The sequence below is a fragment of the Mixta tenebrionis genome (assembly GCF_006517625.1).
Lineage (GTDB): Bacteria > Pseudomonadota > Gammaproteobacteria > Enterobacterales > Enterobacteriaceae > Mixta > Mixta tenebrionis.
The window spans coordinates 121,423-145,082 of sequence record NZ_VHQI01000007.1 but is presented as its reverse complement, the minus strand read 5'-3'; the positions used below and the strand labels follow the sequence as shown (position 1 = coordinate 145,082).

The following is a 23,660-nucleotide window of genomic DNA, read 5'->3' as shown; positions in this document are numbered from 1 at the left end:
TAGCGTTTCAACTAGCAAGATTGAGCGGAGTGTAGCAAAGCGCGGCGGAATGTCACGTTATAACAAAAGGCAGCCGTAGTGATTTGTTACCTGTAAAAAACAGGCTGTTTTATTTGGCTAAGCGGCTGGCCAGTTTGCGGCCGATACTTTCAATAATATAGATAGTCGGCACCTGGGTTGTAATATCCAGCCCGCCATGCATGCGAATTAACGGCATATGATAAGAGATATTAAAATCGGCCAGCTTCGCCAGCGAGCTGTTCTCGCTGTTGGTAATGGTGATGATTTTGCAGCGATGCAGGCTGAACTGGCTGGCCAGCCGCAGGATCTCTTCGGTTTCGCCGGAAACGGAAAGAATAATCGCCACCGCATCCTTATACATATCGCTGCTGACCGGATAATAGGGATCGTCAATATGGTTGCTGAATTTGCCAACGTTAGAAAAAAAGCGGGCGCCATATTTGCCTAAGGTGCCGGAGGTGCCGGCGCCGACAAAAATTATCCGCTGTGCGGCGACAATATGCTCTACCGCCTGGCTAATTAAATGCTCAAACTCATCGTTATTAATGCTTTTAAAAAAGCTGACCATTTCGTTCACGCCGTAATTAATCGGGCGCTGCTGTTCCTGCTCTAAATATAATTTAAAACGGATGCGGAATTCAGAATAGCCGTCGCACTGCATTTTGCGGCAAAAACGCAGCACTGAGGTGGTGGAGACGCCCGCAGCGTCGGCCAGCTCGCGAATGGTCATATACATCACTTTATCGCCGCTTTTGATCACGGCGTTATAGACCTGCATCTCGGTGTCGTTGAGCGTTGAGATTATACTGTGAGTAAACATACTGTATCCGCATCTGCTGTTACCGCGCCTACCTTAGCAGATTTTACTTTTCCCGCCGATGGCTACGCGCCGCTTACCGATCGACATAATTTTATTTCAGCTTACATGTGTACACTGAAATGGTTCTCAGCTACGCTGTGGATGCGTTGAATTCGACGCGCCTGGCGACAGAATTCCTTTCTTGCACAAGGCATTACGCAGTTTCGGGAGTATGAAGATGGCACAGAAAAACGGTTTAGCGCAGGGATATACGCTGGCGGAGGAGATTGCGAACAGCATCAGCCACGGCGTAGGCTGCATTTTCGGCATTGTTGGCCTGGTACTGCTGCTGAGCCAGGCGATTACCGCTAACGCCGGCGCGCTGGCGATCGTTAGCTACAGTTTATATGGCGGCAGCATGATTTTGCTGTTTCTCGCCTCGACGCTCTATCACGCCATTCCCGGTGCGCGGGCGAAATTCTGGCTGAAAAAGCTGGATCACTGCGCGATCTATTTACTTATTGCCGGCACCTATACGCCATTTTTGCTGGTGGGTCTTGATTCGCCGCTGGCGCACGGGCTGATGATAGTGATCTGGAGCCTGGCGCTGGCAGGCATTATTTTCAAACTGGCGTTTGCTCATCGCTTTAAGGCGCTCTCGCTGATCACCTATCTGCTGATGGGCTGGCTCTCGCTGATTGTGATTTACCAGCTGGCGATGAAGCTGGATACGGGCGGCGTCTGGCTGCTGGCTGCGGGCGGGTTGATCTATACGCTGGGCGTAATTTTCTACGTGGCGAAGCGGATCCCCTATAACCACGCTATCTGGCACGGTTTCGTGCTGGGCGGCAGCGCTTGCCATTTTCTGGCAATCTACCTGTACGTGCTGTAAAAAAGGCGGCTTAGCGCCGCCTGAGAGAGTTTATTCCGCCAGTGAGTAGGGCAGCGGCTGTATCGCCAGCTGACCGCCGGCGTCGCCCTGCACGCGTAGCACGCTCTCCGGCTCCAGATCGTTATTCAGCACCGCCTGCACCCAGACGTCGCCTGACTCCAGCTGCACGGCGGCCAGAATGGTGCCGGTGCGTCGCCAGTTATCGCCCATTTTTAGCTCCAGCGCGTCGCCGGCTTCAGGCGTCCGGCTCGCTTTGCCAGCCAGCCAGTAAAGCGCGCGCTTGTTGGCGCCGCGAAATTTAGCCCGCGCCACCATCTCCTGGCCGGTATAGCAGCCTTTCTTAAAGCTGATCGCCTCCAGCGCCTGCAGGTTGGCGGCCTGGGGAATCAGCTGCGCGCTGGTTTTTTCATCCAGCACCGGCAGGCCCGCTTCAATATCCAGCGCCAGCCACTGCTGGCTGCCGGTAAGCTGAGCGTCATCCGCCAGCGCCTGCTTCAGTTCCGCCGCTTTTTCCGCAGTGGTAATAAGCAGAAAGCGCTCGGCGGGAGAATCAAACCACAGCAGCGTCGATGCGCCATCCTGCACCACCGGCGCCTGCGCATCGGGCAGGGCGGCGAAGCGGTTGGTCAGCGCGGCTCTGGCCTGAAAGCCCGCCACGCCCAGCAGAACCGCCTTATCATCGGCGGCAATGGCGACCTTAGAGAAAACGGCATATTTTTTCAGTTCATTAATCTGCGTATCGCGCAGACTGCGGCGCACCAGATAGGCATAGCCTGCGCCGCGATGGAACAGACGCAGGTTGCTCCACATTTTTCCTTTGGCGTCGCAGTGCGCGCAGGGAAGATGTTTCTCTGCCGGCAGCGCCGTCACATCCAGCGTGAGCTGGCCTTGCAGATAAGTTGTGCTGTCCGCACCTTCAACCGCAACCAGCGCCCAGTCTTCCAGCGAAATTAACGTCAGCGGCAGCCGTGAAGAGGCGACGGGCTGACGCGGTGGGAAAATAAAGTCAGGCATAGAGCGATCCTGAATAGTCAGTTGAAAAAGTGACTTCATATTAAAAGAGCCGACTGGCTTTGCAACCAGTTTCCCGAAGCCGAGGCACAAAACGCGCGCTAAAGTTGCAGGCCGCCGCCGCGTCCTGCGTGCGGGCGCGCAGGATAAGGAATTGCTTGCAACAGGCCGCAAAAAAAGCGCTACACTAGCCATCATGTTTGAGCCAACCGATGACAGAACATATGGATATCAACGATAAATCCCGTATTCACTGGGCCTGCCGCCGCGGTATGTTAGAGCTGGATATCGCCATCATGCCTTTCTTTAAATATGAATATGATTCGCTCAGCGATGAAGATAAAGCGCTGTTTATTCGTTTGCTGAAAAGCGACGATCCCGATCTGTTTAACTGGCTGATGAACCACGGCGAGCCGGCTGACGCCGGACTGAAACGCATGGTGCAGCTGATTCAGACGCGTAATCAGCAGCGTGGCCCGGAACGTGGCGCGGTGGCGATCTGATCTCTCTCCTTCGGGGCAGGCGCGGCAGATAACGCTGCTGCTGTATGGCTCGCTGTTTGTCGGGCTGCTGCCGTTTTGCTTTGGGGAAATGAAGCCGTTCGCCGCGCTGTTGCTGCTGTTGCTGGCGGCAGAGCTGTGGCGTCGTTTACGCCGGCAACGCCGCTTCGGCGGTATTCTGACGGCAGAGGAAAGCCGGCGCTGGCGCTGGCAGGGGCGGGATTACTGGATTGCGCGTTCACCCTTTATTTTGCCGTTTGGCGTGCTGCTTGCGCTGCGGGCGGAGCAGGGAAGGGGCCTTTCGCTATGGCTGATGCGGGACAGTATGTCGGAAGCGAACTGGCGCGCGCTACGCCGTTTGCTGGCGGGCTATCAGTAGCGGCGCATTGCTTATTACTAAACTGACTGGCCGTAAGGTTAACCGAGCGCCCGTCGTGCGGCGCGATAACCTACGGCGCAGCCCGCCGCCGGGCATGAGCGGCGTCAGCCGTTGCGGAGTCTGGTTTACAGCAGCGCGGCGGTTTCGGTCAGTATCTGTTCGCACCATTGGGCGATGCGCTCATCGCTTACTTCAAACTGGTTGACGTCGTCCAGCGCCAGGCCGACAAACTGTTTGCCATCGGCGGTAAGCGGTTTCGGGCTGGTAAATTCGTAGCCTTCGACTGGCCAGTAGCCGACAAACTGCACGCCCATCGGCGCCAGCAGCTCATGCAGCATACCGAGCGCGTCAAGGAACCACTCGCCGTAACCCAGCTGATCGCCCATGCCATACAGCGCAACCACTTTGCCGCGCAGGTTAAGATCAGGAATATCCTGCCAGACGCTCTCCCAATCCTCCTGAAGCTCGCCAAAATCCCAGGTAGGGATACCGAGGATCAGCATATCGTACTGCTCCATCAGCTTTGGTGAATCGTCTTTCAGGTTATGCAGCGTAACCAGATCCTCGCCGATAAAATCGCGAATTTTCTCGGCGGCCATCTCGGTATAACAGGTGCTGGAACCGTAAAAAAGGCCAATCTTCATACGGAACATCTACTCATTTGAATCGACAGATGGGCGCAATTGTATCAGAAGGCGATGGCTTTCAGGCATAATGCGCATAAATTGACACCCCTGCGCGAAGAGGGAAAGGTGCCGGATAACGAACTTATTGAACAGTTTCTTGATGCGCTGTGGATCGAACGTAACCTGGCGCAAAATACGTTGACCTCATATCGTCAGGATTTGCAGTCGCTGGCCGGCTGGCTGGCGCATCATCAACGTTCTCTGCTACAGGCCGGGGCGGCGGATTTACAGGCTTTTCTTGCCGATCGCGTCGAGGGCGGTTATAAAGCCACCAGCTCGGCACGTCTGCTAAGCGCGATGCGGCGGCTTTTTCAGTATCTCTATCGGGAAAAACTACGCGCTGACGATCCCAGCGCGCAGCTCTCCTCGCCTAAACTGCCGCAGCGGTTGCCGAAAGATCTGTCGGAAGCTCAGGTGGAGCGTCTGTTGCAGGCGCCCAGCGTTGAACAGCCGGTGGAGCTGCGTGATAAGGCGATGCTGGAGCTGCTGTATGCTACCGGCCTGCGCGTATCGGAGCTGGTAGGCCTGACGGTCAGCGACGTCAGCCTGCGTCAGGGCGTTGTACGCGTTATTGGTAAGGGCAATAAAGAGCGACTGGTGCCGCTGGGCGAAGAGGCGATACACTGGCTGGAGCACTATATGGAGCATGGGCGCCCGTGGTTGCTGAACGGCAAGGTCATCGACGTACTGTTCCCCAGCAGCCGGGCGCAGCAGATGACGCGGCAAACTTTCTGGCACCGTATTAAGCATTACGCCGTGCTGGCGGGTATCGATAGCGAAAAGCTCTCTCCGCACGTGCTGCGACACGCCTTTGCGACGCATCTGTTGAACCACGGCGCGGATTTACGTGTCGTACAGATGCTGCTGGGACACAGCGATCTTTCCACCACGCAGATTTATACGCATGTCGCCACCGAGCGCCTGCGTCAGTTACATCAACAGCATCACCCGCGCGCCTGAAGGCGGCGGAGTAAAAAGGGAACAGGATGAAAAAAACTTTTGCCATCGTCGCCATGCTGGCTGCCTCTTTCGCGGGCGCGGCCCAGGCGGATGACGCTGCGATTCAGCAATCTTTACGTAAGCTGGGCATCGATAAGACTGAAATTTACCCCTCGCCGCTGCCGGGAATGAAGACCGTACTTTCTGACAGCGGCGTGCTTTACGTCAGCGAAGATGGAAAGCACTTTATTCAGGGGCCGCTCTATGATGTCGGCGGCGCGCGTCCGGTTAACGTGACGAATCAGCTGCTGCAGAAAAAAGTCGATGCGTTAAGCAAGGATATGATCGTTTATAAGGCGCCGAAAGAGCAGCATGTGATTACCGTCTTTACCGATACCACCTGTGGCTACTGCCGCAAGCTGCATCAGGAGATGTCAGATTATAATGCGCTGGGGATTACCGTGCGCTATCTGGCCTTCCCGCGTGAAGGGCTGAATGGAAAGGTAGCGAAAGAGATGAAGTCTATCTGGTGCGCGAAGGATCGTAATAAAGCCTTTGATGCGGCGATGAAAGGCAGCGCGGTAGCTCCCGCCGACTGTAAAACCGATCTTGCGCAGCATTATCAGCTGGGCATTCTGTTCGGCATTCAGGGCACCCCGGCCATTCTACTGGAAAATGGTCTGATGATTCCGGGTTATCAGGGGCCGCAGGAGATGAAGCAGCTTCTTGATAAACAAAAAAGCGGTAGCTAATTAGCAGTGAATAAACCGATGCAACTTCGCCGCCGGGAGGCGGTAAACGATCCGGCGCTGCCGCCGGATCTTCATCCGCTGCTGCGTCGTCTTTACGCCCAGCGTGGCATAACCGACGGACGCGAGCTGGAGCGCGGCGCGAAATATCTTCATCCATGGCAGGGGCTAAGCGGTATGCAGCAGGCAGTCGAGCTGCTGCATCAGGCGCTGCGCGATGAAAAGCAGATTATGATCGTCGGCGATTTTGATGCTGACGGGGCTACCAGTACCGCGCTGACCGTGCTGGCGTTACGCAGCATGGGCGGACGCAAGGTGCAGTATCTGGTGCCAAATCGTTTTGATGATGGTTATGGCCTTAGCCCGGAAGTGGTGGAGCAGGCGGCGGCGCGCGGCGCGGAGCTTATTCTGACAGTGGATAACGGTATCTCTTCCCATGCGGGCGTTGAGCGCGCGCATCAAAAAGGGATTCCGGTGCTGGTGACCGATCACCATCTGCCAGGCGAGACGCTGCCGGCGGCGGAAGCCATTGTTAACCCTAATCTTAATGACAGCACTTTTCCTTCACGCGCGCTGGCGGGCGTGGGCGTCGCTTTCTATCTGATGCTGGCGCTGCGCGCGCATTTGCGCGCGCTGGGCTGGTTTGATAACGGGCTGGCGATCCCTAACCTGGCCGAGCTGCTTGATTTAGTGGCGTTGGGTACGGTGGCCGATGTGGTGCCGCTGGACGCTAATAACCGCATTTTGGTCTGGCAGGGGATGGGACGGATTCGCGCCGGGAAGTGTCGTCCGGGCATTCGCGCGCTGCTGGAGGTGGCTAACCGCGATGCGCGTCAGCTGGCCGCCAGCGACCTTGGTTTTGCGCTGGGGCCGCGGCTGAACGCCGCCGGGCGTCTGGATGATATGTCGGTGGGCGTGGCGTTATTGCTGACGGACGATCTGGCGCAGGCGCGCATGTTAGCCAGCGAGCTGGATGCCCTGAACCAGACGCGCAAAGAGATTGAGCAGGGGATGCAGGCGGAAGCGCTCACGCTCTGTAATCAGCTGGAACGCAGTAGCGATACGCTGCCGCTGGGCCTGGCGTTTTATCATCCTGAGTGGCATCAGGGAGTGGTAGGTATTCTGGCTTCGCGCCTGAAGGAGCGTTTTCATCGTCCGGTTATCGCTTTCGCTCCGGCGGGCGACGGTACGCTGAAAGGCTCAGGGCGTTCGGTAGCGGGGCTGCATTTACGGGATGCGCTTGAGCGGCTTGATACGTTGAATCCAGGGCTGATAATTAAGTTTGGCGGCCACGCGATGGCGGCTGGCCTGTCGCTGGAAGAAGATAAGTTCGAACGATTTAGTACGTTGTTCAGCGCTCTGGTTGGCGAGTGGCTGGACGCGGATGCCTTGCAGGGCGTGATCTGGTCTGATGGCGAACTGACGGCGCCTGATTTGACGCTGCCGGTGGCTGAGATGCTACGTGATGGTGGGCCCTGGGGGCAGGCGTTTCCTGAGCCGGTGTTTGACGGCAAGTTTAAGCTGTTGCAGCAGAGGCTGGTGGGCGATCGTCATCTGAAGGTGATGGTTGAGCCGGCAGGCGGCGGTCCTTTGCTGGATGGGATTGCTTTTAACGTTGATACGCGCCTGTGGCCTGACGCCAGCATCCGTCACGTTGAGCTGGCTTATAAGCTGGACGTAAATGAGTTTCGCGGTAACCGTAGCGTGCAGTTGCTGATTGAGCATATCTGGCCGCTGTAGGGTTGTCTGGTTATAAAGCGCAGCGGATAACCGTTGCTCCGCAACCGTTGGTTGCAGGCGGTGCTTTTGAGAGTTTTATCCGCTGCCGGTCGCAAGAGGGGCTGTCCGTTCGGCGGGACGGCATAAACCCGTCCATGGGGCCTCCGCCCGCGCCGTCCATGGCGCGGGAGGCCCGCCTCATCGTCCAGCCCCTCTTGCTCCCCTTGCTATTGCGCTCGCGTAACCTGACCTTTTCGGAAAATCCGGGAAAACGTTCTTAATCATGTCAGGAAAGTGACAGTATTTGCTGATGTTGGGAAGGTATTTGCACGGTGTTGGGAAGCGGGAAAGTATTCGCCTGATGTCGGGGAGGCGGAAAAGTATTTGCACGGTGTTGGGAAGCGGGAAAGTATTCGCCTGATGTCGGGGAGGCGGAAAAGTATTTGCACGGTGTTGGGAAGCGGGAAAGTATTCGCCTGATGTCGGGGAGGCGGAAAAGTATTTGCACGGTGTTGGGAAGCGGGAAAGTATTCGCCTGATGTCGGGGAGGCGGAAAAGTATTTGCACGGTGTTGGGAAGCGGGAAAGTATTCGCCTGATGTCGGGGAGGCGGAAAAGTATTTGCACGGTGTTGGGAAGCGGGAAAGTATTCGCCTGATGTCGGGGAGGCGGAAAAGTATTTGCACGGTGTTGGGAAGCGGGAAAGTATTCGCCTGATGTCGGGGCGGTGGGAAGGTATTTGCGCGGTGTTGGGAAGTGGGAAAGTACTTGCACGGTGTCAGGGAAGCGAGGAAGTATGTGCACGCTGCCAGGGAGGAGGCGGGCGGAACGCGGAGTAAAGCCTCCGCGTCATGGATGACGCGGCGGAGTCTCCAGGGATGGATTGACGACGTCTTTACGTAGCGTCCGCCCGCCTCCTCCCGTTCCCAAACGCCAAACTCGCTTCCCGGAACCGCCCACCCAACCCGCTTCGTACCCAAACGCCAAACTCGCTTCCCGGAGCCGCCCACCAACCCGCTTCGTACCCAAACGCCAAACTCGTTTCCCGGAGCCGCCCACCAACCCGCTTCGTTCCCAAACGCCAAACTCGCTTCCCGGAACCGCCTCCCAACCCGCTTCGTTCCCAAACGCCAAACTCGCTTCCCGGAACCGCCCACCCAACCCGCTTCGTACCCAAACGCCAAACTCGCTTCCCGGAACCGCCCACCCAACCCGCTTCGTACCCAAACACCAAACTCGCCTCCCGGAACCGCCCCCAACCCGCTTCGTTCCCGAACGCCAAACTCGTTTCCCGGAACCGCCCCCCAACCCGCTTCGTACCCGAACGCCAAACTCGCTTCCCGGAACCGCCCACCAACCTGCTTTCCGCCCCGAACCTCCAGCCCGCCTCGCAAAAGCGCGCCCCAAAACACAACTCCGCCGCACACAAAGCATCCGACAGAACTACAATCTCGTTGCCTTTTCAGTTAAACTGCCCGGTCATATCCATTGACACTTCCTAAAAAGATTCGAAAGCCATGTTTGAAATTAATCCGGTGAAAAACCGTATTCAGGACCTCACTGAGCGCAGCGACGTTCTTAGGGGGTATCTTTGACTACGATGCCAAGAAAGAACGCCTTGAAGAAGTAAACGCCGAGCTGGAACAGCCCGACGTATGGAACGAACCGGAACGCGCCCAGGCGCTGGGTAAAGAGCGATCGGCGCTCGAAGCTGTCGTTGACACGCTCGATCAGATGTCTCAGGGCCTCGAAGATGTGGCGGGCCTGCTGGAACTGGCCGTTGAAGCGGACGACGAAGAAACTTTCAACGAAGCCGTCGCCGAACTGGACGTCTTAGAAAAAAAACTGGGCGAACTGGAATTTCGCCGCATGTTCTCCGGCGAATATGACAGCGCCGACTGCTACATCGATCTCCAGGCGGGATCGGGCGGCACCGAAGCTCAGGACTGGGCCAGCATGCTGCTGCGTATGTACCTGCGCTGGGCGGAAGACAAAGGCTTCAAAACCGAAGTCATTGAAGTCTCCGATGGCGAAGTGGCGGGTATCAAATCCGCGACCATCCGCATCGCGGGCGATTACGCTTTCGGCTGGCTGCGTACCGAAACCGGCGTCCATCGCCTGGTACGAAAAAGCCCGTTTGACTCCGGCGGCCGTCGCCACACCTCCTTCAGTTCTGCTTTCGTCTACCCGGAAGTGGATGATGACATTGATATCGAAATCAACCCGGCAGACCTGCGCATTGACGTCTATCGCGCATCCGGCGCCGGCGGCCAGCACGTAAACCGTACCGAATCGGCGGTGCGTATTACCCATATTCCGACCGGCACCGTCACCCAGTGCCAGAATGACCGCTCCCAGCACAAAAACAAAGACCAGGCCATGAAGCAGATGAAAGCCAAGCTTTATGAACTGGAAATGCAAAAGAAAAACGCTGAAAAACAGGCGCTGGAAGACAACAAATCCGATATTGGCTGGGGCAGCCAGATCCGCTCTTACGTACTGGATGATTCACGCATCAAAGATCTGCGCACCGGCGTAGAAACGCGTAACACCCAGGCAGTGCTGGATGGCGATCTGGATCGTTTCATTGAAGCAAGTTTGAAAGCAGGACTATAAACCATGTCTGAACAACAACCGCAGGGCGCTGATGCCGCGCTTGAACTGAACAACGAACTAAAAGCGCGTCGTGAAAAGCTCAGCGCGCTGCGTGAACATGGCGTGGCGTTTCCGAACGATTTCCGCCGCGACAGCATCTCTGAACAGCTGCATGCGCAGTACGACGACAAAGAAAACGAAGAGCTGGAAGCGCTGAACATTGAAGTCAGCGTGGCGGGGCGTATGATGACGCGCCGCATCATGGGCAAAGCCTCATTTGTAACGCTTCAGGACGTAGGCGGCCGCATCCAGCTGTACGTGGCGCGTGACGACCTGGCGGAAGGCGTCTACAACGAACAGTTCAAAAAATGGGACCTGGGCGATATCCTCGGCGCGCGCGGTAAACTGTTCAAAACCAAAACCGGCGAGCTCTCCATTCACTGCACCGAACTGCGCCTGCTGACCAAAGCGCTGCGCCCGCTGCCGGACAAATTTCATGGCCTGGCCGATCAGGAAACCCGCTATCGCCAGCGCTATCTTGATCTGATCGCCAACGAAGAATCGCGTAAAACCTTCCGCATTCGCTCGCAAATCATGGCAGGCATCCGTCAGTTCATGGTGGGCCGCGACTTTATGGAAGTAGAAACTCCAATGATGCAGGTGATTCCCGGCGGCGCCTCCGCGCGTCCGTTTATCACCCATCATAACGCGCTGGATATCGACATGTACCTGCGCATCGCGCCGGAACTCTACCTCAAGCGCCTGGTAGTAGGCGGTTTCGATCGCGTTTTCGAAATCAACCGCAACTTCCGTAACGAAGGGATCTCGCCGCGCCATAATCCTGAGTTCACCATGATGGAACTCTATATGGCCTACGCCGATTACAAAGATCTTATCGAGCTGACCGAAAGCCTGTTCCGCACCCTGGCGCAGCAGGTGCTGGGCACCACCGAAGTGCCTTACGGCGACCATGTCTTCGATTTCGGTAAGCCGTTCGCTAAGCTGACGATGAAAGAAGCGATCCAGAAATATCGCCCGGAAACCAATCTGGCCGATCTGGATGATTTCGATAAGGCAGTGGCGATAGCGCAATCTGTCGGCATCAAAGTAGAGAAGAGCTGGGGTCTTGGCCGCGTTGTGACTGAAATCTTTGAGGAAACGGCAGAAAGCCACCTGATTCAGCCGACGTTCATCACCGAATACCCGGCGGAAGTCTCTCCGCTGGCGCGTCGTAACGACATTAACCCGGAAATCACCGACCGCTTTGAATTCTTTATCGGTGGACGTGAAATCGGCAACGGCTTCTCCGAGCTGAATGATGCGGAAGATCAGGCCGATCGTTTCCGTCAGCAGGTAGAAGCGAAAGATGCCGGTGACGACGAAGCGATGTTCTTCGATGAAGATTACGTCACCGCGCTGGAGCACGGCCTGCCGCCGACCGCTGGCCTGGGCATCGGTATCGACCGCATGGTAATGCTGTTCACCAACAGCCACACTATTCGCGATGTCATCCTGTTCCCGGCGCTGCGCCCGTCCGGCAAGTAATTTCTGCTGTTGCGAAAGGGGCGCGCCGGCGCCCCTTTTTTATTGCTGAAATACCAGCTGCTTGCTGAGATACCCCTTGCCGGCGCTCTTCCGGCGCCAAATTTATCTACGCAGGTGAAATTAATCGCCAGCGATTATTGCGCCTGTCGCAAAATTCCCTTGCTGTAGCCGGGGTGTTTGCCGACATAACACTATGCTCTAATAGCCGCCGCGACGCGATTCATTAAACAGAACGACATAACGCGTCGTCCAGGCCGCTATGCGACCGCGGCCTGTTCCGGAGTCTGCAATCATCGTTTTTGGAGAGTGTTATGCCTGTTTCACTGCTGGCGCTGGCGTTGAGCGCCTTTGCTATCGGCACCACCGAGTTTGTTATTATGGGTTTACTGCCGGAGGTGGCGGGCGATCTGCATGTTTCCATCCCTTCTGCCGGCTGGTTGATTAGCGGCTACGCGCTCGGCGTGGCGATTGGCGCGCCGGTAATGGCGCTGCTGACGGCGAAGCTGCCACGCAAACGCACGCTGATTCTGCTGATGACTATCTTTATCATCGGCAACATCCTGTGTGCGCTGGCTTACAGCTATAACCTGCTGATGCTGGCGCGCGTGGTCACCGCGCTCTGTCACGGCGCTTTCTTCGGTATCGGATCGGTAGTGGCCGCCAGCCTGGTGGCGCCGAATCGTCAGGCTTCCGCCGTTGCGCTGATGTTTACCGGCCTGACGCTGGCGAACGTGCTGGGCGTGCCGCTCGGCACCTGGTTCGGTCAGCTGTTTGGCTGGCGCGCTACCTTCTGGGGAGTGGCGATCATCGGCGTGCTGGCCTTTATCGCGCTAATCGTCAGCCTGCCGACCAATAAAGATGAAAAGCCGGTGCATCTTGCCAGCGAAATCAGCGCGCTGGCGAACGGCAAGCTGTGGCTTTCGCTGCTGATGACCGTCTGCTTCGCGGCGGCGATGTTTGCGCTGTTCAGCTATATTGCGCCGCTGCTGCTGCAGGTTACCGGCGTCAGCAATCGCGGCGTCAGCTGGACGCTGTTTCTGATCGGCGCTGGTTTAACCGTCGGCAATATCATCGGCGGCAGGCTGGCGGACTGGAAAGTCTCCTTCAGTCTGATCCTCAGCTTCGCGCTGATCGCTATTTTTTCGCTGGCGTTTAGCTGGACCAGCCACGGCCTCTGGCTGGCGGAAATCACGCTGTTTCTGTGGGCGATGGCGACCTTCGCTACCGTGCCGGGCCTGCAAATCAATGTGGTGCGTCACGGTAAAGAGGCGCCGAACCTGGTCTCGACGCTCAACATCTCCGCGTTTAACGTCGGCAATGCGCTCGGCGCCTGGGTTGGCGGCGCGGTTATCAAGGGCGGCTACGGCCTGGCCGCGGTGCCGGCGGCCGCTGCGCTACTGGCCGTGCTGGGGCTGATGGTCTGCCTGATCGCCTTCCGCCGCGCCGGCGGCCAGACGCAGCCGGCGCGCGCCTAAGCGAGCAGAGCGTTGAGGCGTGTCGCGAACTGCGCCGCCTCGCGCCGCAAATGCTGGCTGAACGCGCTGACCAGCGAGGAGGCCGGACGATGCAGCGGGCGGATCAGGCTGACGGTAAAAGGCACCTCAACGCTAAAACGGCGTATCACCACGCCGCTGGCGGCGTAATCCAGCGCCGTCAGCGGATTCACCACCGAGATCCCCACGCCTGCCCGCACCATCGCGCAGACCGACGCTGCGCTGTGCGTCTCCATTACCATGCGGCGCTGCACGCCCTGCTCATGAAACAGCGCGTCCAGCAGCTGACGATAGCTGTCGGCGCGCGAGAGGCTGATATAGTTTTCCCCGGCGAAATCCTGCGGCGTCAGCTGCTGTCGCGCCGTTAGCGGATGCCGGGCGGGCAAAACGCACACTTCATTTAACGTCAGTAGTTCAATGCGCTCGGTTCCGGCTGGCGTACTGTGGGTTTCGGTCAGACCGAGATCGTGACGCTGCGCCGACAGCCACTCTTCCAGCAGCGGCGACTCCTGCGGGATGATATTCAGGCTGAGATCGGGATAACGTTGCAAAAACGGCTGGCAGAGCGGCGGCAGCAGCGACTGGGAAAACACCGGCAGGCAGGCGATGGAAAGCTCGCCCTGACGAAACTGCCGCAGCCCTTCCGCCGTGCTGATAATGCGATCGAGACCGTACCAGGAGCGCTGCACCTCTTCAAACAGGCTCAGGCCCTGTACGGTAGGGTAGAGGCGCCCACGCACCCGTTCGAACAGCTGCAGGCCGGTCAGTTTCTCAAAGCGCGCCAGTTCGCGGCTGACGGTTGGCTGCGAGGTGTGCAGCAGCGCGGCGGCGGCGGTCAGGTTGCCGCTGGTCATCACCGCATGGAATATCTCAATCTGCCGATGAGTAATCTGCGCCATCGCTTTCTCCGGTTGCGAAAGCTATATCATATTTGCATAGACTCCGCAGAAACAGATATTTTTCAGCGAAAAAAGGCTGTGGCGTAATAGGGCAAAGATTAAGGAGAACCATCATGCCGCGTCCGCTGAATACCCCTGATAGCGCCCTGAATAGCGCTAATCTTCTCTCGCTTGCCGCACGTTACGACGGGCCGTTTTGGGCCTACGATGCCGATATTATTCGCCAGCGTATCGCCCAGCTGCGACAGTTTGACGTGGTGCGCTTTGCGCAAAAGGCCTGTTCCAATATTCATATTCTGCGCCTGATGCGCGCCGCGGGCGTTAAGGTGGATTCCGTTTCGCTGGGCGAAATCGAACGCGCGCTGGCGGCTGGCTATCAGGCGGGCGGGGATGAGATCGTTTTTACCGCCGATCTGCTCGATCGGCCGACGCTGGCGCGCGTTGCCGAACTGCGGATTCCGGTTAATGCCGGCTCGGTGGATATGCTGCATCAGCTGGGCGCCTGCTCGCCCGGCCATCCGGTCTGGCTGCGGGTCAATCCCGGCTTCGGTCACGGCCACAGCCAGAAAACCAACACCGGCGGCGAGAACAGCAAGCATGGCATCTGGCACCAGGAGCTGCCGCAGGCGGTGCAGGCGATTCAGCAGCACGGGCTGAAGCTGGTGGGCATCCATATGCATATCGGCTCCGGCGTGGACTATGCGCACCTGGAGCAGGTATGCGAAGCGATGGTGGAACGCGTTATCGCGCTCGATCAGGATATCAGCGCTATTTCCGCCGGCGGCGGGCTTTCTGTTCCCTATCGCTACGGGGAAGAGGCGATTGATACCCAACACTACTACAGCCTGTGGCACCGCGCCCGCGAGCGTATCGCCGCGCATCTTGGTCATCCGCTAAAGCTGGAGATCGAGCCGGGGCGTTTTTTAGCGGCGGAAGCGGGCGTGCTGGTTACTCAGGTGCGGGCGGTAAAGGATATGGGCAGCCGCCACTTTGTGCTGGTGGATGCGGGCTTCAGCGACTTAATGCGTCCGGCGATGTATGGCAGCTATCACCATATCTCCCTGCTGGCTGAGGATGCCGGACAGCGCGAGCTGCGTGAAACGGTGCTGGCGGGGCCGCTGTGCGAATCGGGCGATGTCTTTACCCAGCTGGAGGGCGGCAAGGTGGAAACGCGCCAGCTGCCCGCCGTCAGCCCAGGCGATTATCTGGTGCTGCACGATACCGGCGCCTATGGCGCCTCGATGTCCTCCAACTATAACAGCCGCCCGCTGATCCCGGAGGTGCTGTTCGACGGCGGCGAGGCGCGGGAAATTCGTCGACGGCAGACCATTCAGGAGCTGCTGGCGCTGGAGCTGTAATCTTCGTGCGTGATTCACCTCTGCGGCGCGGCTGGCCGCAGAGCGTTATAAATTTTCCGCGTCTGGTTAACGCCATTCTTTGTTACGCCGCTTTTCTTTCTGACGCCAGTTCCTGACGCCGCAACTTTATCTCTGCCCGGCACGTTCAGCGTGTTGTATCAGCCGTCAGCGGGCAAGGGGCGCTGTAAGCAATCAATTCGCCTGAATATTATTTAGCCCAGCCACTGCTGGTTTAGTGGTGAAAACATAACTTTATTCATTACGGGTTTATCTAATTAAAGGAATTAATTATGAGTCGCTTCAGGAAAGTATTACTGTTCCCCTTACTGTTTTTGTTTACTCCGCTAAGCCATGCGGTGGTCGCGGGCGGCATCGTTTCGATACAGCATACGTGGCCTGCCGGTTCAGCCTTTAATAAGCTCACTTTCTTTCAGCAGGTTAATAATGATGGCGGCCCGAACTCTCATTATTACTGGGCGAACCAGTTTTATTTCAAACAGGGAGACGGTGGCTATATTGGTTTACAGAATCGGAGTAACGGCGTACACGCTTTTAATTTCTCCATCTGGAAAGCAAAAGGCTGGAAAAGCAGCACATGCCAGTATTTCGATCACGAAGGCTCCGGCGTACAGTGCCAGATCGTCGTCCCCTGGAAAACCGGGCACGTCTACCAGTTAGATGTGACGAAAAGCGGCAACCTGGTGACCGGCGTCGTCACCGATATGATGGATGGCACCGCCACCACGGTGGGCGTTATTGAGGTGCCGGATAGTTTTGGCAAGCTATATTCATCTTCCGGTTTTGTTGAGGAGTATTCGCAGGGGAACGGTCAGCTGACTTCTTGCTATGCCATGGGCGCGCAAAGCTCCACTTTTATGAACCCAACAGGCGATGACCGCGTAAAAGCGAAACAGAGCAGCTCTACCTACGGCAACTGTAATGATGCTTATGTGGTGCAAGCCGCCTGTAATAATAATGCCTGCTCTAATACCATCAACAATCTGGGCTCCATCGCCTCGCCGAATGCCCCGAAAGTATCGATAGTTAACGGCAGCGAACTGCAACAGCAAACCATTTCCGCTGCGCTGAGCAAGGTTAATCTGGTGGCTATTCGTTCGCAGGATGGGGTCTGGTCGCCGCGGATTTATTTTCCGCAGCCCGCCGCGCTGAAGTGGAAATCGATCTTTATCGATCATCGCGCCAGCTATGACTCGTCTGTTTATGTCAACGGCGGCGTCACCAGGGTAAGCAAGGGGCAGCAGCTGATGTATATGTCTGACGGCAGCCGCTGGAAACTGATTGAACAATAATAACTGTCTCAGTTAGCCAGTCATCTTCTGATACCGTCAACGCCGTCGCGTTAAGCGATGGGTTGACGGTATTACTGTATACAGGCTTATCCACGCGCGAAAACCGCACGCTTATTTCTGCTGCATGCATCATCTTGCGCAGGGGAAGCACGCCGGCGATCCGCCGTCTGCCTCATCGATGGGAATCAGCGCGGCGCCGATGTTCCCGGATGCGCTACTGCGCGGTATAGCCGCCTTCGGCCAGGTGAAAGCTGCCGGTAATAAATGAGGCTTCATCGGATAACAGGAACAGCACCAGCGCCGCCACCTCATCGGCACGCCCAAGCCTGCCTATCGGGTGTTGGCTGACCAGACCGCGATACTGCGCTTTCTCCAGCGGTGAAATCAGCGGCGTATCGATATAGCCCGGCCCGACGGCGTTGATACGTATGCCCTGAGCGGCATATTCCAGCGCTGCGGATTTAGTCAGCCCGATAACCCCGTGCTTGGCGGCGACGTAGCCTGAAAAATTGGGGCGGCTGACGGTACCGAGAATCGAGGATACGTTAACGACAGAACCGCCGCCTGAACGCAGCAGCGCCGGAATCTGATATTTCAGGCTGTAGAATACGCCGTTAAGGTTAACGCCGATCACGCTGTGCCACTCCTCCAGGCTGTAATTCGCCAGCGGCGCGTTGCCGCCGCCGATGCCGGCGTTGTTAACCGCGTGGTGCAGCGCGCCAAACCGCTCCAGCGTAAAGGCGACCGACGCGGCGACCGACTGCGCGTCGCTGACGTCCTGGCGTACCGCGACGGCAATGCCGCCGGCCTGGGTGATTTCTGCGGCTACCCTGGCGACGCTCTGCTCATTTATATCCGCCGCGACTACGCGGGCGCCTTCCGCTCCCAGCTGGCGCGCAATCGCCGCGCCGATGCCGGAGCCGGCGCCGGTCACCATCGCGACTCTATTCTCAAATCTCCTGGTCATAAATCGATTCCCCATTACGGTTGGCTTGCCGGGCGCCATCCCGCGCGCCTGGGTTTATGATACTTGAAGCAAAATTTCAACGTCCAGAACGGCCAACCGTAATATAACCTCTTGCCGCCGTTCGCCCGGCGCATGGGCAATAACGGCAGCGCTCCTGCCGCCAGCGCGCTGCGGGCGCGCAACTTAACGGCGCTGCTTATCCCGGCGCGCTAACGGAATGCCGGCGCACCAGCGTTGGGCTAAAAGTATTGGTTACTTCCGGCAGCGGCTGATTGTTCGCCAGCGCCAGCGCCAGCTGCGCCGCCTGCTGCGCCATGGTTACAATCGGATAGCGCACGGTGGTCAGGCGTGGCCGCACATAGCGCGACACCAGCACGTCATCGAAACCGATAAGCGACATCTCTTCCGGCACGCGGATACCGTTATCGCTCAGCACCGCCAGCGCGCCCGCCGCCATCGAATCGTTGTAGCAGGCCACCGCGGTAAAATTCTTGCCGCGCCCTAACAGCTCGGTCATCGCCTGCTCGCCGCCGACCTCATCCGGTTCGCCAAAGGCGACCAGGCGATCGTTGCACGGCAGATTATGTTCACGCAGCGCGTCGTAGTAGCCCTGCAGGCGTTCTTCCGCATCGGAAATGGTATGGGTGGAGCTAATCCAGGCAATCTGGCTATGACCCTGCTGAATTAGATGGCGCGTCGCCAGCCAGGCGCCGTAGCGATCGTCCAGCGCGATACAGCGCTGCTGCCAGTCGGGCAGCGAGCGGTTAATCAGCACCATGCCCGGCATCTGCTGCATCAGTTTCGCCAGCTCGTCGTCGGGGATCTTCTTGGCATGCACCACCAGCGCCGCGCAGCGATGGCGCATCAGCTGCTCGATCGCCTGCCGCTCTTTTTCTTCATTATGGTAACCGTTGCCGATCAGCAGGAAGTTGCCGGTTTGCCCGGCGATTTCATCCACCGCCTTTACCATCGCGCCAAAAAAGGGATCGGAGACGTCGCCCACAACCAGGCCAAGCGTCTCCGTTGACTGCTGCGCCAGCGCCCGTGCGTTAGCGTTGGGGTGATACTGCAGCGCCTCCATCGCGCTAAAAACCGCCTGACGGGACGTCTCACTGGCTTTCGGAGAGTGATTGATAACGCGTGAAACGGTAGCAACAGACACACCCGCCAGTCTGGCGACATCCTTTATCGTAGCCATGAGTAGAGCACCTTCCGGGGTAAACGTTTACATATAGGCAAAGTGTTGCGGAAAAGCCCTGCGACTTCAACCAGACAGAATGCCATACCGGTCGCAAAGCGCGCTGAATATTGCGCTTTTCATCGTTGTTCGCGGCACGTTACCATAGCCGTCCGTGCTTCACTACCTGCCTGAGCTGCGCCATGACCCTGAAAAAAGTACCGCACCTTGCCCACTGGGGCGCCTTTACCGCCGTGACGGAGCGGGGGCGCCTGATCGACTGCGAACCTTTCTTTGCCGACAGTAACCCTTCGCCGATGCTGCAAAGTATTCCCCAGCTGGTCTACTCCGCTAAGCGCATTCGACAGCCGATGGTGCGCCGGTCATGGCTGAAAAAGCGGGAGAACAGCGATGGCAGCCTGCGCGGACGGGAAGATTTCGTCGCCGTCCCCTGGGATACCGCGCTCGATTTGATAGCAGACGAGAACCGGCGCGTGCGCGATCGCTACGGCGCCAGCGGCATTTTCACCGGCTCCTATGGCTGGTCATCGGCGGGGCGCGTCAATCACGCCCGCAGCCTGGTGCGGCGTTTCTACTTCAGCGGCGGCGGCGGCGTGGATCAGCAGGGCAACTACAGCTGGGGCGCGGCGCAGTTCTTTCTGCCCTACGTGATCGGTAGCTATATGCCGCTGACCGGGCGCGTAACCGACTGGCCAGGCGTGATCGCCCACGCGGAAGTCGTGCTGGCCTTCGGCGGCCTGGCGCTGAAAAATGCGCAGGTAGCCTCCGGCGGGGCAGGCGAGCATACGCTTCAGCCGGCGCTAAAGCAGCTGGCGGCGAAAGGGACGCGGGTAATTAACGTCAGCCCAATGCGTGACGACTGTCCCGATTTCCTGCACGCCGAGTGGATCGCCATTCGTCCCAATACTGATGTGGCGCTGATGCTGGCGCTGGGCTATGAGATCGAACGGCTGGGCGCGGCGGACAGCGATTTTCTGCACAGTCACTGCGTCGGCTATCCGCAGCTGCGCGCTTATCTGCTGGGGGAAAGCGACGGCGTGGCGAAAACGCCCGCCTGGGCCAGCGCGATCGCTGGCGTTCCGGCGGCGCGCATCGCGGAGCTGGCGCGCCAGCTGATCGGCAAACGCAGCTTTATCACCTGCTCTTATGCGGTACAGCGCGCCCATCGCGGCGAACAGCCCTACTGGATGATGATTGCGCTCTCCGCCATGCTGGGACAACCCGGCCTGCCGGGCGCGGGCTTCTCGTTTGGGCATGGCTCGATGAACGGCGTCGGCAATCCGCGCATCGATACTCCCGCGCCGCAGCTGCCGACCGGCGCCAACCCAGCCGGGCTGGCGATTCCGGTGGCGCGCATCTGCGATATGCTGTTGCACCCCGGAGCGGAATACCGCTTTCAGGGAGAGACGCAGCGCTACCCGGAAATTCACCTGATGCACTGGGCGGGCGGCAATCCTTTTCATCACCATCAGCAGCTTAATCGCCTGGCTGAAGGCTGGCAGCGCCCGGATACGGTGATTGTGCAGGATATCGTCTGGACGCCGGCAGCGCAGATGGCGGATATCGTGCTGCCGGTCACCACCACGCTGGAGCGCAACGATATTGGCGGCTCTTCGCGCGATCGCTTTGTCTTTGCCATGCATCAGGCGATTGCGCCGCAGCATCAGGCGCGCAACGATTTTGATATTTTCGCCGACCTGGCGGAACGTCTTGGCTATCGCCATCGCTTTACCGAAAACCGCAACGAGATGCAGTGGATCGCCCACCTTTATCAACAGTGCGCCGCCGCGCAGCAAAGCAAAGGGGTGGAATGGCCTGATTTTGAAACTTTCTGGCAGCGGGGCTATGTCGAAGTGCCTGCCGGCGATAGTGATTACGTTTACATGGCTGATTTCCGCGCCGACGCGCAGGCCAATCCGATCGCCACCGCCAGCGGAAAAATCGAGCTGTTCAGCCAGACCATAGCCGATTATCAGCTGGAGGACATGGCCGGGCACCCTGAATGGCGTGCGCCGCAGGAGTGGCTGGGCAGCGAACTGGCGCGTCAGTTTCCGCTGCATCTGATTAGCATCCAGCCCGCCGATCGCCTGCACAGCCAGCTGGATGCCACGGAAAACGTACAAAACCGCAAAACCGCCGGTCATGAGACGCTGTGGATGCATCCTGATGACGCCGCCGCGCGCGGCATCCGTCACGGCGATGAAATAGAAGTGTATAACCAGCGCGGCAGGATGCTTTCTGGCGTGCAGCTTAACGATGGTCTGACGCCGGGCGTGGTAGTGACCTCCACCGGCGCCTGGTTCGATCCCGGCTTCGGTGAGCCGTGGCAGCCGAGGGATCGCGCCGGCAACCCCAATGTCCTGACGCTGGATATCGGCACCTCCTCGTTAACCCAGGGGCCGAACGCCATGTCCTGTCTGGTAGAGGTAAGAGCGTGGCAATCATTGCAAAATGACCGATAAATCACATAGCTGGTTACATTTTGCGGGTAACTGTTGCGAATGTTTGATGGCGGCGCGGCAATGCCCCTTGCTACATTCTTAGTCCCAGAGGTATTGATGGGTGAGCATCAACAGATTTATTGATTACACCAACCTGCGCAGATGCGCAGGTTTTTTTTGCCTGACGTAAGGTCATGGAGATGCCCCGCATACAGAAGTTTCCTGGTAAAGACCAGATAAAAGCGCCTTTTAACCCGTTTCGTTTTCGACTGATTTGCCTGGGCGTACTGGGCTGTCTGGGCGTTCTGCTGGCGCGCGTCGCCGATCTGCAGCTGATTAATCATCCCATGCTGGAGCGTGAGGCGGATCAGCGATCGCTGCGTACGGTAACTATTCCCACCAACCGCGGCACCCTGCTGGATCGTAACGGCGAAACCCTGGCGCTCAGCGTGCCTTCCCGCGATATTGTTGCCGACCCGCAGCGCGTGCTGGAGTCGAACCCGGATTTTACCAGCGCTAAATGGGAATATCTCGCCAACGCGCTGAACGAACGTCCGGAACAGATAGCGCAGCAGATTAGCGCCAACCCGCACCGGCGCTTTCTCTACCTGGGGCGCAAAATCGAGCTGGGCATCGCCAAAGATATCAGCCAGCTGCATCTGAAGGGCATCAGCACGGTCTATAACGACAGCCGCTTCTATCCGATGGGCGAGGCGGCGGCGCCGCTGCTCGGTATCGTCGGCGCTGACAACACCGGCCTGAACGGACTGGAAAAAGGCTACGACAAGGTGCTGCAGGGGCAGCCGGGCATCGAAAAATATCGCCAGGATCGTGAAGGCAACATTATCGCCATGATCGACTATCAGCCGCCGAAGCAGCCGCCAACGGTGCAGCTCAGCATCGATAAGTTCGATCAGTACACGCTCTACAGCAAACTGCGCGACGGCGTGCTGCTGAATAAGGCGGACTCCGGCGCGGCGGTACTGGTAAAAATCGATACCGGGGAGATCCTCGCGATGGCCTCTTATCCCTCGTTCAACCCGAATAATTACGCTGACGTCGCGCCCGCGCAGATGCGCAACGTGGCGATTAACGACAGCTTTGAGCCAGGCTCGACGGTGAAGCCGCTGGTGGTAATGGAAGGGCTGGAGCGCGGGCTGGTGCGTCCTGATTCGGTGCTGGATACTACGCCTTATCGCGTCAATGGCCACCTGATCCGCGACGTCGGCCACTGGCCGCGCCTGACCATTACCGGCATCCTGCAAAAATCGAGCGATATCGGCGTATCCCATATCGCGCTGGCGATGCCGGCGGAGGCGCTGGTTAACGCCTATCACGCCTTTGGTCTGGGCAAAGCTACCGGCCTGGGGCTGACCGGCGAAAGCGTCGGTTATTTTCCGCTGCACCGCCAGCGCTGGGCGGATATTGAACGCGCCACCTTCTCCTTTGGCTACGGGCTGCGCGTTACGCCGCTACAGATTGCGCGTGAATACGCCACCCTGGGCAGCTTCGGCGTCTATCGCCCGCTCTCTATTACTAAGGTTACGCCGCCGGTAATGGGTAAGCAGGTGGCGAACCCGGAAACGGTTAAGACGGTGGTGCACATGCTGGAAAGCGATGTGCTGCCGGGCGGCACCGGGATTCGCGCGGCGGTGCCCGGCTATCGACTGGCGACCAAAACCGGCACGGCGGAGAAGATGGGCAGCAGCGGCAAATATGATGGCGGCTACGTCAACTATACGGCAGGCATCGCGCCGGCCAGCGATCCGCAGGTGGCGCTGGTGGTGATGATCAACCATCCAACCGCGGGCGATCACTTCGGCGGCTCGGTGGCGGCGCCCATCTTCGGCAATATTATGGGGCCGGTGCTGAAGCATATGAATATTGCGCCCGATGCGCTGGTTAACGGCGCGCATTAAATTGCCGGCGGCGCGTTAAAAGCGCGCCATGCCGTTCTGTCGCCGCGCGGCTAATTATTTTTTCCAGCGGTTAAGGCTGCCGCCTTATGCGGCGATATTGCCTGGCGGCGCTTTTTATTCACCTCGATTATTTATATACAGTGCGCCGGGCGGCGCCCCGTTATGCTTAAACCGCGGCTATTTACTCCCGATCGGGTTTATTAAATCAGACTTATTAAGAACCAGAATGATTGTCGGCTTA

The 23,660-nt window shown here is 58.2% G+C and carries 19 protein-coding genes; 13 read left to right on the top strand and 6 right to left on the bottom strand.

Going from position 1 to position 23,660, the window contains the following annotated elements:
* Positions 1-109: 109 nt before the first annotated feature.
* Positions 110-841: a MurR/RpiR family transcriptional regulator gene (locus FKM52_RS13020; protein WP_141176605.1), complete on the bottom strand. Its 732-nt coding sequence runs from the start codon at positions 839-841 to the stop codon at positions 110-112.
* Positions 842-1,058: 217 nt separating this feature from the next.
* Between FKM52_RS13020 and trhA the strand changes: the two genes are divergently transcribed.
* The gene (trhA, locus tag FKM52_RS13015; RefSeq protein WP_141176604.1) at positions 1,059-1,712 is read left to right on the top strand and encodes a PAQR family membrane homeostasis protein TrhA; all 654 of its coding nucleotides are present in this window, start codon (positions 1,059-1,061) and stop codon (positions 1,710-1,712) included.
* A 30-nt stretch (positions 1,713-1,742) separates the two neighbouring features.
* Here the strand turns inward: trhA and ygfZ are convergent, their stop codons facing one another.
* Positions 1,743-2,726: a tRNA-modifying protein YgfZ gene (gene ygfZ / locus FKM52_RS13010; protein ID WP_141176603.1), complete on the bottom strand. Its 984-nt coding sequence runs from the start codon at positions 2,724-2,726 to the stop codon at positions 1,743-1,745.
* Positions 2,727-2,947: 221 nt separating this feature from the next.
* Here ygfZ and sdhE point away from each other — a divergent pair, with 221 nt between their 5' ends.
* Both sdhE and FKM52_RS13000 read left to right on the top strand, forming a co-directional pair.
* A complete protein-coding gene (gene sdhE, locus FKM52_RS13005; protein ID WP_141176748.1) occupies positions 2,948-3,226 on the top strand; it encodes an FAD assembly factor SdhE in 279 nt (92 codons plus the stop codon).
* Complete coding sequence (locus FKM52_RS13000; protein WP_160249735.1) at positions 3,207-3,602, top strand: protein YgfX; 396 nt, start codon at positions 3,207-3,209, stop codon at positions 3,600-3,602. Before sdhE ends, FKM52_RS13000 begins: the two co-directional genes overlap by 20 nt.
* A gap of 125 nt (positions 3,603-3,727) precedes the next feature.
* Here the strand turns inward: FKM52_RS13000 and fldB are convergent, their stop codons facing one another.
* On the bottom strand, positions 3,728-4,246 hold the full coding sequence (fldB, locus tag FKM52_RS12995; protein ID WP_141176601.1) for a flavodoxin FldB: 519 nt from the start codon (positions 4,244-4,246) through the stop codon (positions 3,728-3,730).
* Between the two features lie 54 nt (positions 4,247-4,300).
* Here fldB and xerD point away from each other — a divergent pair, with 54 nt between their 5' ends.
* The 6 genes from xerD to FKM52_RS12965 all read left to right on the top strand — a co-directional run bounded on the left by xerD (position 4,301) and on the right by FKM52_RS12965 (position 13,309).
* Positions 4,301-5,248: a site-specific tyrosine recombinase XerD gene (xerD, locus tag FKM52_RS12990; protein WP_181407937.1), complete on the top strand. Its 948-nt coding sequence runs from the start codon at positions 4,301-4,303 to the stop codon at positions 5,246-5,248.
* 26 nt (positions 5,249-5,274) lie between these two features.
* Complete coding sequence (gene dsbC / locus FKM52_RS12985; protein WP_141176600.1) at positions 5,275-5,979, top strand: bifunctional protein-disulfide isomerase/oxidoreductase DsbC; 705 nt, start codon at positions 5,275-5,277, stop codon at positions 5,977-5,979.
* Positions 5,980-5,997: 18 nt separating this feature from the next.
* A complete protein-coding gene (recJ, locus tag FKM52_RS12980) occupies positions 5,998-7,716 on the top strand; it encodes a single-stranded-DNA-specific exonuclease RecJ (protein WP_141176599.1) in 1,719 nt (572 codons plus the stop codon).
* Between the two features lie 1,495 nt (positions 7,717-9,211).
* A protein-coding gene (gene prfB, locus FKM52_RS12975) for a peptide chain release factor 2 (RefSeq protein ID WP_141176598.1) occupies positions 9,212-10,310 on the top strand; the annotation gives its coding sequence in 2 pieces (ribosomal slippage) (positions 9,212-9,286 and positions 9,288-10,310; 1,098 coding nt in all).
* A 3-nt stretch (positions 10,311-10,313) separates the two neighbouring features.
* Positions 10,314-11,834: a lysine--tRNA ligase gene (gene lysS / locus FKM52_RS12970; RefSeq protein ID WP_141176597.1), complete on the top strand. Its 1,521-nt coding sequence runs from the start codon at positions 10,314-10,316 to the stop codon at positions 11,832-11,834.
* 311 nt (positions 11,835-12,145) lie between these two features.
* Positions 12,146-13,309, top strand: a complete 1,164-nt coding sequence (locus tag FKM52_RS12965) for an MFS transporter (protein WP_141176596.1) — start codon at positions 12,146-12,148, stop codon at positions 13,307-13,309.
* Here the strand turns inward: FKM52_RS12965 and FKM52_RS12960 are convergent.
* Entirely contained in the window at positions 13,306-14,226 is a 921-nt protein-coding gene (locus tag FKM52_RS12960; RefSeq protein ID WP_141176595.1) for a LysR family transcriptional regulator, read from the bottom strand. The two genes, FKM52_RS12965 and FKM52_RS12960, sit on opposite strands and share 4 nt — an antisense overlap.
* A 113-nt stretch (positions 14,227-14,339) precedes the next feature.
* On the opposite strand from FKM52_RS12960, the gene lysA reads away from it, so the two are divergent.
* Together lysA and FKM52_RS12950 are read left to right on the top strand one after the other, a co-directional pair.
* Positions 14,340-15,584 (top strand): diaminopimelate decarboxylase, encoded by a 1,245-nt coding sequence (gene lysA / locus FKM52_RS12955; RefSeq protein WP_141176594.1) that lies wholly within the window; start codon positions 14,340-14,342, stop codon positions 15,582-15,584.
* A gap of 290 nt (positions 15,585-15,874) precedes the next feature.
* On the top strand, positions 15,875-16,894 hold the full coding sequence (locus tag FKM52_RS12950; RefSeq protein ID WP_141176593.1) for a DUF3472 domain-containing protein: 1,020 nt from the start codon (positions 15,875-15,877) through the stop codon (positions 16,892-16,894).
* Between the two features lie 214 nt (positions 16,895-17,108).
* Here FKM52_RS12950 and FKM52_RS12945 read toward each other — a convergent pair whose 3' ends face one another.
* Both FKM52_RS12945 and galR read right to left on the bottom strand, forming a co-directional pair.
* Positions 17,109-17,861 carry an SDR family NAD(P)-dependent oxidoreductase gene (locus tag FKM52_RS12945; protein ID WP_141176592.1) on the bottom strand — a complete coding sequence of 251 codons (753 nt, stop codon included), beginning with the start codon at positions 17,859-17,861 and terminating at the stop codon, positions 17,109-17,111.
* A gap of 196 nt (positions 17,862-18,057) precedes the next feature.
* Positions 18,058-19,059: an HTH-type transcriptional regulator GalR gene (galR, locus tag FKM52_RS12940; protein ID WP_141176591.1), complete on the bottom strand. Its 1,002-nt coding sequence runs from the start codon at positions 19,057-19,059 to the stop codon at positions 18,058-18,060.
* 182 nt (positions 19,060-19,241) lie between these two features.
* Between galR and FKM52_RS12935 the strand changes: the two genes are divergently transcribed.
* On the top strand, positions 19,242-21,521 hold the full coding sequence (locus FKM52_RS12935; RefSeq protein WP_141176590.1) for a molybdopterin guanine dinucleotide-containing S/N-oxide reductase: 2,280 nt from the start codon (positions 19,242-19,244) through the stop codon (positions 21,519-21,521).
* 179 nt (positions 21,522-21,700) lie between these two features.
* The gene (locus FKM52_RS12930) at positions 21,701-23,419 is read left to right on the top strand and encodes a penicillin-binding transpeptidase domain-containing protein (RefSeq protein ID WP_141176589.1); all 1,719 of its coding nucleotides are present in this window, start codon (positions 21,701-21,703) and stop codon (positions 23,417-23,419) included.
* The last annotated feature ends 241 nt before the right edge of the window (positions 23,420-23,660 follow it).